Genomic DNA, 12,727 nt, shown 5'->3' with positions numbered 1-12,727 from the left:
GTACAACCGGCAATACTGTCATCACCACAGCAGGTGTACTTGATAATCAGCAGGGTGAAATTGCCACTAATAATGCGAGTCTCACGATTACGGCGCAAACCGTCAATAATCAGCAAGGAAAGATAACGCATACAGGCCAACAGTCACTCACCATTACTGCCCAGCAAATTAATAATCAACAGGGTGAATTATTTTCAAAAGGCCACTATCAAAACGGCCAAACTAACCTAGATAACCGCTCTGGGGTTGTGGCCGCTAATCAAGTGACCATAACTGGTAATAGTCATGTTGATAACAGCCAAGGAGAAATAGTCGCTGAGCAGCTTACTATTCAAACCACAAATGAATTAATTAATGATGCAGGACTGATTTCTCAATTAGGTGATAATACTCAACTATTATCTACTAAAACTATTCGCAATGGCATCATCAGTGGCCAGCAAGGACGAATAGAGTCTAATGCCACCCATTTAACCCTACAGGCAGAGTCACTGGAAAACAGTGGGGATATTACCCACGTGGGAACAGGGACATTGGATGTTGCGATTCAATGGTTGAATAACCTGAAAGGTAAACTGCAATCAAACCAGTCACTTAACGTATCAGCAGACTCGATAGACAACAGTCAAGGCATCATTGGGGCTAATAACGTTGAGTTAACCACCCAGCAGGCATTGAATAATCAGTCGGGGCTGATTCAAGCGAAAAATAATACCACACTGACCGTCGGTAGTGATTTATTAAACCAACAAGGGCAGATTCAAGCCTTAGCGGGTAATGGCCAAACTCAGGTTAAGGTACAGGGCCAACTGGACAACACTCACGGTATTATTCGTAGTGAAAACCAGCAACTGACGGTTAACGCCAATACCCTGAATAATCAGAGTGGTAACCTGGTCCAGGCGAGCAACAAGCAATTAACTGTTATCACCAACCAGCTGAATAACCAACAAGGTAAAATCATTAGCTTGGGTAGTTATCAGCAGCAAGGTGGGGCTATTGATAACCAGCAAGGATTTATCAGTGCTAAGTCAGCCGCTATTACTAGCGCTAGCCAGTTAGATAATACCCAAGGGCAAATTGAAGCAGAAGCCTTAGCCGTTAATTTACAAGGTGACTTGATTAATGACGGTGGTGCCATACGTCAGGTGGGTATAGCTAATCAGCAAATTGCAGCGTCAAATATCAGTAATGGGACAAACCAAGGCCAACAAGGAAAAATTGAATCCAATGCTAATCAACTAACAATTAAAACTGATCAATTGAATAATAAGGGTGAAATTAACCATGCAGGCCTTCAACTGCTAACACTAGTGATTGATGGTTTAGAAAATATAAAAGGTAAAATTAAGGCCAACCAAGCATTAACGATCAATGCAAATACTATTGATAATAGCAGTGGCATTATTGCTGGTCGTGACACAACGGTAAACTCAAATACATTTACTAATAGTAGTGGCCTCGTGGAATCGAAAGGTCAGCTACAGATCGATTCGCAACAGTATTTTGTCAATAGTAATGGCACTGTAAGAGCTCTATCTCCAACAGCGAATAGCCGATTAGTAACGGGAGGTGTGCTCAACAATCAGCAAGGGACTATTGAAGCTAACAGTCAGCAATTATTTATCAATGCTGCCAGTTTGAATAACCGTAATGGGCTGGTTAAGTACTTAGGTAATAACGTCACAATCAATACTAACAGCCAGATCGACAATAGCAATGGCAAAATCGTCGCTGATGGATTATTTAAGTTGACTGGTGACTACTTCAACAATGGAGGTGGCACCCTTTATGGCCGAGGAGGTTTGGACATTGATGTTAATGCTATAAATAATCGTTCTGGGTTAATTTATAATCACTTTAACAGTGATTTAGAAATCGTATTAAGTAATAGCACATTAGATAATAATAACGGTAAAATTCTTAGCGATGGCAATCTACAACTAACAGCGAGCAATTTTACTAATGATGGTGGTTTAATTCAGGCTAAGAATTATTTAACGTTATCGGTTAATGACCTTATCTTAGATAGTAATAATGATTTGCGTGGTGGTCTGGGAATCACCATTAATGCCAATAACCTAACTAATCAAGACACATTTTCAATGAATGGCGATTTGACTTTTGTTATTGCCAATATACTGCAAAACAAGGGTACCCTATCGACATTAGGCAACCTATCCATTACTGCCAAACAACTAACGAATGAAGCTACAATTGCTGCTGCAAATAACAGCTCCATTACAGTACAAGGTAATGTAACCAATAAAGGCCGTTTAACCAGTGGAAATGATCAAACTATTACCGCAACTAACTTGGTTAATGCAGGTACTTTAGGTAGTGGTGGAAACTTAACATTAAACATTGCCAGTAAGTTAACTAATAATAATGGTGAAAATGGTAGCTTGATTTTCTCTGCAGGCGATATGAGCTTATTCGCCAATCAAATTGAAAATCGTTATGCCGATATTTACAGTAATGGAAACTTAACTATTGCGCGGAACAGCTCTCTTGCAAAAAATGCTTCTATTATTAACGCCTCTGGGTTGATTGAAAGCTTAGGTAATATCAACATATACACTAATAGCTTACTTAACAAAAAGGATAAATTTGCCTATAGAAGTTTTCCTGTGTCAGGCAATATTACGATTCAGTTTTCTAATTCAAATACAACCAGTGGTTACAGCTGTAGAAACTGTAAGTATGGAAATTTTGATGTTTTTTACTTGATTGAAGAGCAACAACGTACAGAAGTCACCGAGGACAGTCCATCCAGTCAATTAATTGCTGGTGAAAGCTTAACAATCACTGGTGGCGAAACAATTAATAGCAATAGCTTAATTTCAGCTAATAAGAATATTACAATAACAGGAGCAAAGCTCATTAATGAGGGTATTCAGCTTGGCACTGAAAGTACTCGTTATAGAAAATATGATGGAAATATAAAAGGAATCGCAGGGTTCGAAAATGTCGTAGATGATGTTATTGCGCCTTTTAATAAAAGTAACAGTAAAGAAATTATTCATCCTTCTTATTCTAAGTATGAAAAATACAATATCAGAGATGGAACACCATTGTTTGTAAGATACACATTCAATTCAGTAGAGCAGCAAAAAACAGGTGAAACTAACCCATTTTTTGATGCAAGTCGCCATGAGCCTGTTCCTGCTCAAATCTTAGCTGGTCAATTAATTGAAGACACCACAATCCCTACTTCAGGCAAAATAGTAGGTAAAGCGGGCATTCAAGCAGGTGGCAATATTCATGTGCAAGTGACTGACCTGATTGGTAATAATACTCTTAACCCTCATGGTTTAACAAAAAAGATTGTTAACAAGGTAGGTAATACCAGCGCTAGTGGTCGACAACTCGCTTATCAAGCACCCAATGCTATCAGTCAGGTGTTAGGTACAGTTGATGATACTACTATTGCATTACAACTAGGTTCAGTTGCTAACACTTTGGCTAATTCACAAAGCAGTGTTGCTACAGGTAACGGCATTATAACAGCTAAAAGTAATACGACTGGCCGAGTCCCTACCGGTAGCGCATTTATAGCGATTAATCCATTAAAAGTATCAGGCTTTAGATTACCAAAAGGTAAATACGGGCTATTTACTCAGCCAACCACTACGCCTAAGCATAATTACTTGATTGAAACCAATCCCGCTTATGCAGAATATTCGACTTTTTTAAGCTCAAACTATTTACTTAACCGTATTGGTTATAATGAAGATAAGATTACCAAACGGTTAGGAGATGGGTTATACGAAACCCACTTAATTCGCCAGGCTATTTTTGCGCAGACAGGACGCCGGTTTATTACTAGCCATTTTTCTAGCGATTATGACCAGTTTAAATATTTAATGGATAATGCAGTCGCTACCAAAAATCGGCTGAATTTAAGTTTAGGGGTCAGTTTAACACCAGAGCAAGTAGCAGCTCTGACCCATGACATTGTGTGGTTAGAGGAGCAGTTGGTTGATGGGCATAAGGTATTAGTACCTGTCGTGTACTTAGCGCAAACCCGTCCAGGAGAACTAGCAGCTGATGGTTCGTTGATTATTGGGCAAAATATAAATCTGCTCAGTGGTGGAAACCTGGAAAATGTTGGTAGTATTCACGCTTATCAAGACCTGAAAATATCCGCAGCGAATGACATACTCAATACTGGCATTATTGCCGCTAACCAAGATTTAGCTGCGGTAGCCGGTAATAACATTATTAATAGCCAAGGTGGTCAAATTATCGCTAATACGCTGGCGTTAACCGCGGTTAACGGTAGTGTTGTTAACGATCGATTAATAACAGAGCATAAGAGTAACTGGTTTGAAAATCGTGAAATAATTGTTTCTGATGTTAGCCCTGCTTCAGTCATTCATGCTAATCAAGATCTAAAAATTACAGCCAATCGAGACATCTTAAACCAAGGCTCGGTCATCAGTAGCTTGGGTAATGCACGTTTGTTGGCGGGCAATGATATTGATAATACCGCAAAACAAAGCCATCAACGGGATGCTTATTTATTCCATAAAGGCCATGAAATTAAAGAAAGTATCCGTCAGATTGGTTCTAAGATTGACGTAAAAGGTAACTTAGCACTGAAGGCAGGCAATGACATTACTGTGGTTGCTAGCCAATTGAAAGCAGGTGGTCAGGTTAATCTAACGGCTGGTAATGATGTTGCTGTAGTTGCTGCGGCTAACGAAGATCACTACGACTATTACCGAAAAGGAAGTAGCTCAAAGAAAGTTATTAAGAAGGACTCTGTTCGTCACCAAAAAGCACTCGTTAGCAGCGGTGGAAATACCACTGTTAAGGCAGGTGGCAATATTCAATTGTTAGGCAGTGATATTGATGCTAAAGGCAATGTGGACTTAACCGCACAAGGTGAACTGAATGCTTTAGCCACTATTGACCAGGAATATTATTACTACGAGAAGAAAAAGAAAGGCTCGTTTGGTCGTAAAAAATTCCGGTTAGATAACACCCTTGATCAAACGGTAGTAGCCAGCACGATTAAGGCCGGTAACGATTTGACGGTGACTACCGGTGGAGACCAAGAATACCAGGCTGCAGAGTTAACCGCAGGTAATAAGCTGGCCTTAACCAGTGGCGGCAAACTGAAATTTACTGCGGCAAAAACCCAGCAGGTTGAGCGTCACGAAAAGAGCAAAAGTAGCTTAGTGTGGCAGAAAGCCAAAGGAGAAGGCCGTACTGACGAAACTCTGCATTACACCAAGATACTGGCTAAACACCCCATTATTTTAAAAGCGGCTGAAGGGATCGAGGTGGATGTTGAGCATGTTGATAATGCCACCATCGACCAAATGCGTGAACGCATTGTACAAGCAGACCCAAGCTTAGCATGGCTAAATACCTTAGCTGAACGGGGTGATGTGGATTACAACGCCATCAGAACTATTCATGAGAGCTGGGATTATGAGCACTCAGGGTTATCAGGGGCAGGAGCCTTAGTTGTTGCAATTGTTGTGAGTGTTTTAACGTATGGACAAGGTGCTCAATTGGCATCTGCTGCCTTGAGTTCCGCAGCAGGCAACACAGTCGCATTAACAGCTACACAAGCAGCTGTAGCTAATGCCGCTTTTACTTCTGCGGCCCAGCAGTTTGCGATTGGCACTATTAATAACAAAGGTAATATCGGTGCAGGCCTAAAAAATACCTTTTCTAAAGAAGGTTTAAAAAATATTGCCAGCTCAGGAATATCTGCAGGCCTACTCACAGGCTACGTTAATCCTGCACTGGGAGTGGATGTCACGGCAAAACTTAATTTAAAAAATATTAATGACATAAAACAGTTTGTCATTCAACAGACAGCAGAAGCGACAACTAAAGCATTCGTTAATAGTGCAATATACGGTGGTGATCTTGGAGATAACATTAGCCAAGGCTTGGTGAGTGCAGCAGGAAATGTTGCTTCAGGGCTTGCCTTTAATGCGATTGGTGACTTATCCGTTGAATACCCTAACCTGTTTGCAGAAGGCAGTCCGCAGAAAGTTGTATTACATGCTATTGCAGGAGGCTTAATCAGTGAGGCCACTGGCGGCGATTTTAGATCAGGAGCAATTGCGGCAGGTGCCAATGAGTTACTGATCGATAAACTCACTCAAAGCAAATGGTTTAAAGAAGGCGATCATGAACTAAAAGTAGAAACCCTTTCGCAGATTATCGGTGTGACTGCAACTGCACTAGAGGGTGGTAATCCTGAACAAGGAGCGAACAAGCTACAAGGTATAACTACTTAGCCCATGAAAGACTAGTAGCGGCTGCAAAAGAGCTAAGCCAGTGTGAAGACGATAATTGTAGTAGAGAAAAAGTAAGCAATTATATTAAAGAAAGCATACAAAATGATGATGAGGCATTTGCAGTCTGTTTACAAAGCCAAGAAACTTGTACTGACATTTCAAAAGTAATTAATCAGGCATATGATAAAAATGAAAATATAGATGTACAGTATGAGGCTTTAGGAGAAGGGTCATCAAAGTACTTTACTCTTCTGAGAGATCAAACCAATCCTTCAACAAAAGGCATAATTAGCCAAGCAGTATTGCAGCGCAACGCTGAAGTACTTAAAGAAATCTTAATTGAAGACTATGGTCTTACAAAAGAGCATGCTCAAGCAGCTACAATTACATTGGTTGGTCTGGGGGCTACTTATTTTGCTCGCAACTACTTTAAACGAAATCAGAAGCATGCAGGCCAAACCAGTAGTAATCACTATCAAACTGCATCGGCTTATGACAACAGAGTCGACTTTGAAAGGAGCTATGGAGTAAACTTTTCAAATCGCACTGAAGCAAACGCAGCATGGCGTGTATATAAACAAAGTAGTCGTAGCAAAGAAGAGCTAGTTATTGGAAGGTTAGATGATACTGCTGCTCGTGAAAAGCTTGGTTTCAGGCGCTTAAATGATTCTGACTGGACTATTAATGTCAATGATGCCTGGATCCAAGGGGGTATTGATGCGAGGAAAAAGTTTTATCTTGGTTCTAATATTGACTTTAAAAATTTAAGAACTGATAACCCCAAATACCCTACAACAGTTTTTTTCCGTGAGCTGAAGCAGTTACGGGATGCTGGATATAAGAAGGTTGGAAATTACATGGTTCCACCATCTAAGTAAGGTGATTTATGAAAGCCTTTGAAGAGTGTTTAAAAACTTTAGAAATCATTGATCATACAAGCTTAAGGTTTCATTCAAAATCAGATCTTATTACTGATATGCTGCCAAAGTTTATTAGTATTTATGAGGCATTATCCAGATCTGAAAGAGAAGAACTTTTTTATAGGGTATCAAGTAAGCTTGGCATGAAACTAGTTTATCTTGGCTCACTTGCTGCTGAACGAGCTATTGATTTAAACTCAGTAGAATGGATAAAGTATGGAATTGTTATGCATATTCTGGAGGGGTTTCGAACAGACTACAGAGAAAATATTCGGAACTTAATTTTTTTATATTATGCGAGTAATGAATTGGGCTTTAATTTCAAAAATATATGCAAGGGGTTGCTTGTTTTTGCTAAAAAAGATGTGCAAAATAAATTTGAAGATTTTTTTTGTAGAGACCCAAAACTAAATGATTTACGAGCTTTTGGCGTAAAAGTAGAAAAGAAAAATAATAGGACAAGGTTTGTTTCTATCTAAGTTTTGAGTTGGTTAAGGTTATAAATAAAATAGTAAGGACAGCTACTAAATTTTTAATCAATATAAGTATTTCTAAAAGTTAGTGGCATGGTGTGGCTATCGCTACCAAGCAAGTAAAACCAGGGCAATATAAAGATGATATAAATCTGGCTTTACAAGGTAGAAAACCTGATGGGACTGTTGTTGCTGATGGTTTGACTAGGGAGGGTTACATCTTGGAAGGGCAGATTGGACGCTTTCTAGACAATAAAGGTGTTTTACTGAGATACCAAGAGGTAATAAATAGCCATACACGTCCAAATGGAAAGCCTGTTGGTATTGGAGAAGTTGATGCTGAAACTCCTCGATTTTTATTCGAAGTTACTGCTAAATCTACACCAAAGAAAGTTAAGCAGTTAACTAAGCGAGTGAATAATACATTGATCAATCCTAACCGTAAACCTGTAATATTTTACGCTCCTAATGTTACTGCTCCTCAACAGGTAAAAGTGTATACAAATATTCCTGGAGTAAAATTAATCAGAAGTATGGAAGAGTTGACTGAGTTTGTTAATAGGAATGGGGGTTTCTAATGGGGTTGTCTGCATATTTAGTTTTATCTGATGAGCTTACGAATGAAATATTTTGTGAGTTCTGTACCAAGAATAACGGTGTTTTCATTGCTGAAAGTGACTCATATTCCTTTTCGGAAGAGAAGGGGAATGTGTGGGTATCAGTTTTGGGAGATGAAGAGCCTGTTTCGGGTGAGGAGATTGAGCAGTATTCACGTTTGCTTTGTGCTCCCCCTCGAACCCAAATATTATTTGAGGTCGGATGGGAAAGTAAATCAGAAGCTATGTATTTGGAATTGGCATTGAAAATGATGACTGCTTGGAATGGTATTCTTTGTGACCTAAATGAAAATTTTCTAACTAAAGCAGATGTGGAAATAAGGCTTAAAGCGATTGGTTAGTTCTATAATAAATTGAAACCTGAATGATAAACTCAAATTCTGCTCCTTAGCTAATAATAAAAGCTTATTAAATACTGTGGCCTCTAATCTAAAGCGGGACAAAATCACCCAATTGACATCTGTCGCTGTATAGTAATGCATCGAATTTATGGCGATTATATAAGGATACCATGACAAAGAATAATAGGGACAGCCATTAAATTTCGGAGGTAGCCTTAACCAGTACCAGTGTTGTTGCAGCCTATGCCTATGCCGCTAGCCAATTTGCTGTAGGTACGATTAATGGTAAAGGCAATATTGGCGCAGGCCTAAAAAATACCTTTTCTAAAGATGGTTTAAAAAATATTGCTAGCGCGGGTTTAACCGCAGGCTTAACGACAGGTTTCGTGAACCCTGCCTTTACTGGTGCTTCATTTAATTTAAATACATTAGAAGGTATTCGGAACTTTGCACTGCAACAGGCGGCTAATGCTACAACAGGTGCACTAGTTGATAGTGCCGTTCATGGCGGTAGTGTTGGTGACAACATTAGTCAAGGCTTAGTGAGTGCAGCAGGTAATGTTGCTTCAGGGCTTGCCTTTAATGCGATTGGTGACTTATCCGTTGAATACCCTAACCTGTTTGTAGAAGGCAGTCCCCAGAAAACAGTACTACATGCCATTACAGGTGGTTTAATCAGTGAGGCCACTGGCGGTGACTTTAAGTCAGGTGCAATTGCGGCGGGTGCCAATGAGTTACTGATTGATAAGCTCACTCAAAGCAAATGGTTTAAAGAAGGCGATCATGAACTAAAAGTAGAAACCCTTTCGCAGATTATCGGTGTGACTGCAACTGCACTAGAGGGTGGTAATCCTGAACAAGGAGCGAACAAGCTACAAGGTATAACTACTTAGCCCATGAAAGACTAGTAGCGGCTGCAAAAGAGCTAAGCCAGTGTGAAGACGATAATTGTAGTAGAGAAAAAGTAGGCAATTATATTACAATACTGTGGACAGTTTTTGAATTATAAAACATTGCTCTACAGGCCATGTACCATAGGAAGGAGGAGTTTATTGCATGTTAAGCCTCAGGCTATCTTGCAATAAAGTATATGAGAGTAGAGCACTCCCCCCGTAAACACTAACATACAACACCTATAAAACTGTCCGCAGTATTGATATTAAAGAAAGCATACAAAATGATGATGAGGTATTTGCAGTCTGTTTACAAAGCTAGGATCAATGTACGGCAATCTCTAAAGCAATTAATCAGGCATATGACACTAATGAAAATATAGATGAGCAATATGAAGCGCTAGGAAAAGGGTCTTGTAAGTATTTTACTCTTCTGAAGGATAGTACAAACCCTTCAACAAAAGGGCTAATCGGTCAAGCAGTATTGCAGCGTAATGCTGAAATATTAAAGGATATATTGATCGAAGACTATGGTCTTACAAAGGGGCATGCTCAAGTTGCGGCAGCTACATTTATTGGATTAAAAGAGGGATATACCGCTCGCGGTCTTTATAAAAATAAACAAAACCCAGATGTTACGATATCAGCAAGTACCCCCATAGAAGTTCTCTATGGAGCAAAAGAGCTTTCTAAGCGCCAACAAGTACTGTTAAGCAAGGTTCCTAAAGAGCTTTCACGAGTTATACTAAAAAAACGTGACATTAATGTTAATGATTTAGCCCATTTGACAGCCAAAACAGGTGACGAGTTTGCTCTGTTTACCAGAGGGGCGCAAAGACTACTAATTCGAGGAAACTCAAATGGAGTACGTTTAACTATTCAACAGTTAAAGAACCTTCATAAGCAAGGGTATAAATTCTCGGCACATACACATCCGGGCACATCAGATATAGCTAGAAAATCATAAAGTGACATAGTCGATTCGCTCAATAAACAGGCTGTATCTGAGGGTAGAGGCATTCTATTTATGCCACATTATAGATTTCCAGCTATATTACACTTAATGCTTCTGGTACTCCTGGAGATAGGCAGGTGATTAAAATTTTTAAACAAGAGCAAAGTTTAATCTTAAATAGTGCTGGCAGAAAAAGTGTGTATGATAAGCTTACAGATAGAAGAGTGCAAAAATGATAAAACTTAAAAGAGAAGAAGATGACAAAATTTTAGGTAAGCAGCAATGGTGGGATGTAGGTTTAAACTATGAGGCTTTAGTTAGTTTTGATTCAGAGCTTTGCTCGATTAGTGTTTCTGATTCAAGCAAGACTGACATATCAGAAGTGGTAGCTAATTTATTAAACTTTAAATTTAAAAAAAACTATAAGGTAAATTATGGAATGAGCTGTTGTTATATTGAAGTCCCTGTCAGTGAACTGATTAGTGTTTTAAATGAAATTGGCTATTTAATAGAGGCTAGGTAGTAATTATATATAAAAATAGTTTCTTTATCAGAGCTATGCTCTCAATTGAAATCTATATCATTGCAAGTTTTAGAAACTTGTATTGATAATGGATGTGAATCAGACGATATTCGAAACCTTCAGAATGAGCTGAAGTTAATAAATGAGCTATAAGGTATCCAGCTTTATCGCATAAATTTTTCAGTTTCCAAGAAGTTTAATTTCTGAGCACAGTTATCCTGCTAATGTGTGATTCATAGACATTATAGGTATACATATTAACATAAGAAAGCTAATATGAAACTTACATGTGCTGGGAGTGATGAGCCCCTGGCTTCTACATCAAGCTCTGATTGCCAAAATTTTCAGCTGGAAACACTACATCAGGAAACTAAAGCCCAAATCAGTCAAACGACAGTAGTGGAGGACAGCACTGAAACGATTGGCGGTACCAAAGCCATAGAGGCGATGGGAACGCTTAAACTGCATTCGGGCGGTACAGCTGAATTAGCCGCAATTGATAATCTCAAGATAGCTACAGGCAATGATAGTCATACTGTCGTAGGTAACGATATGCAAGAGCATATCAACGGGATTAAACACAGCCTGGCCAAACTGAAGCAAATCACCCAAGTCAAAGACGGCGGCAAAGTCTGGTTAGGCAACAAAGTGACAATGTACTGCAACTGCTGTCTGAGTTTATGGAAGTCGTTGAGTAAGCGTTTTTAGATCTTTCCAGTCATGGTCACACGCCTGCAGGGCCAACCAACAAACCCAGCCTAATACAGCAGGCGGGTAGTATTAATCAGCAAAACACTAACCTTAAAACAATGCTTTAGTGTGAATTAAAGATCAAAAGCTATATAGTTATAATCTGGCAAAATATAAGCAGCAAAAACTAAACGCTAGGCAATTGATTTGCAGTGCATAATCTCAAATATTTTTTAAGTTTATCTGAGATTATATGTATATATTTTTACTAAAAGTATATTTAATATCAAGAACAAGTATATTGCCTTGAATTGTTAAGCTCTATTTAAGGCTCTGGTTGGAAAATCACTGTCAATAAAATAAATAAATGATTTAATTTGGATTCTACCTGCTTGTTTATGGATAATAATCTCACAACTTCATCTTGGCTGAAAAAATCAAGATAGTTTTTTGCGCTTTTACTTAAATTACATGACTTGCATAGAGGGATGCAATTGTTAATATAAAGTCCATTTTTATGTCTCATAGCAAAGTTTCCACCCTGGGACTTTGGAAGCCAAAAATGGTCAAATTCTAATTGCCCCATTCCTTCATTACATTTGCAACAGTGGCCATTAAATGCTTTAGATAAAGTATAACGAATGTGTTGTTTATAGAATCTATCTATTCTAGACTCTCGAGAGTAATCACTTCCAACAATAAAATAGTTTGTAATGTCTGTATCAAAATGCAACTCCTTATTAATATATTCATCTAGAGCTTTACTTTGTAAGTCAATAACTATTTGTTCAGATATATTTTTATTAAATGGTGTGTTTGAAGTAAGGTTTTGCTCAAGTTTTTCTATTTTTATTTTTTTTAGTTGTTTGTTGTATAATTTTATAGCTTCTTTGTTTTTTTTAAATGGTTTTGTGATTTCAAGCTCTTTTGAAAGTCTAACTATATCTTCAGGTGATGTTTTGATATCATTATATATACCAGTCGCGAATCATTTCTAGGTTCAATAATACAGCATCATGTGTATAATCCACTGTATATGAGAGGATTTG

9 protein-coding genes are annotated in these 12,727 nt (G+C 38.5%); all 9 read left to right on the top strand.

The window, feature by feature from the left end; all coding sequences use genetic code 11:
• Positions 1–6,266, top strand: a 6,266-nt coding sequence (locus ORQ98_RS27465) for a DUF637 domain-containing protein (protein WP_274692027.1), incomplete at its 5' end; no start/stop codon positions are given.
• 302 nt (positions 6,267–6,568) lie between these two features.
• Positions 6,569–7,144 carry a hypothetical protein gene (locus tag ORQ98_RS27460; RefSeq protein WP_274692026.1) on the top strand — a complete coding sequence of 192 codons (576 nt, stop codon included), beginning with the start codon at positions 6,569–6,571 and terminating at the stop codon, positions 7,142–7,144.
• Positions 7,145–7,152: 8 nt separating this feature from the next.
• A complete protein-coding gene (locus tag ORQ98_RS27455; RefSeq protein WP_274692025.1) occupies positions 7,153–7,665 on the top strand; it encodes a hypothetical protein in 513 nt (170 codons plus the stop codon).
• A 92-nt stretch (positions 7,666–7,757) separates the two neighbouring features.
• The gene (locus ORQ98_RS27450; protein WP_274692024.1) at positions 7,758–8,237 is read left to right on the top strand and encodes a hypothetical protein; all 480 of its coding nucleotides are present in this window, start codon (positions 7,758–7,760) and stop codon (positions 8,235–8,237) included.
• Positions 8,237–8,617 carry a hypothetical protein gene (locus ORQ98_RS27445; protein WP_274692023.1) on the top strand — a complete coding sequence of 127 codons (381 nt, stop codon included), beginning with the start codon at positions 8,237–8,239 and terminating at the stop codon, positions 8,615–8,617. Before ORQ98_RS27450 ends, ORQ98_RS27445 begins: the two co-directional genes overlap by 1 nt.
• 200 nt (positions 8,618–8,817) lie before the next feature.
• On the top strand, positions 8,818–9,510 hold the full coding sequence (locus ORQ98_RS27440) for a DUF637 domain-containing protein (RefSeq protein ID WP_274692028.1): 693 nt from the start codon (positions 8,818–8,820) through the stop codon (positions 9,508–9,510).
• A gap of 484 nt (positions 9,511–9,994) precedes the next feature.
• Positions 9,995–10,477, top strand: coding sequence for a hypothetical protein (locus ORQ98_RS27435; protein ID WP_274692022.1), 483 nt, complete (start codon positions 9,995–9,997; stop codon positions 10,475–10,477).
• 220 nt (positions 10,478–10,697) lie between these two features.
• Entirely contained in the window at positions 10,698–10,988 is a 291-nt protein-coding gene (locus ORQ98_RS27430; protein ID WP_274692021.1) for a hypothetical protein, read from the top strand.
• A 276-nt stretch (positions 10,989–11,264) separates the two neighbouring features.
• On the top strand, positions 11,265–11,696 hold the full coding sequence (locus ORQ98_RS27425) for a hypothetical protein (RefSeq protein WP_274692020.1): 432 nt from the start codon (positions 11,265–11,267) through the stop codon (positions 11,694–11,696).
• Positions 11,697–12,727: the final 1,031 nt, after the last annotated feature.

This window comes from Spartinivicinus poritis (assembly GCF_028858535.1).
In the GTDB taxonomy this organism is placed as follows: Bacteria; Pseudomonadota; Gammaproteobacteria; order Pseudomonadales; family Zooshikellaceae; genus Spartinivicinus; species Spartinivicinus poritis.
The sequence above is the reverse complement of the archived record's forward strand: the minus strand, read 5'-3'. Positions and strand labels throughout refer to the sequence as shown.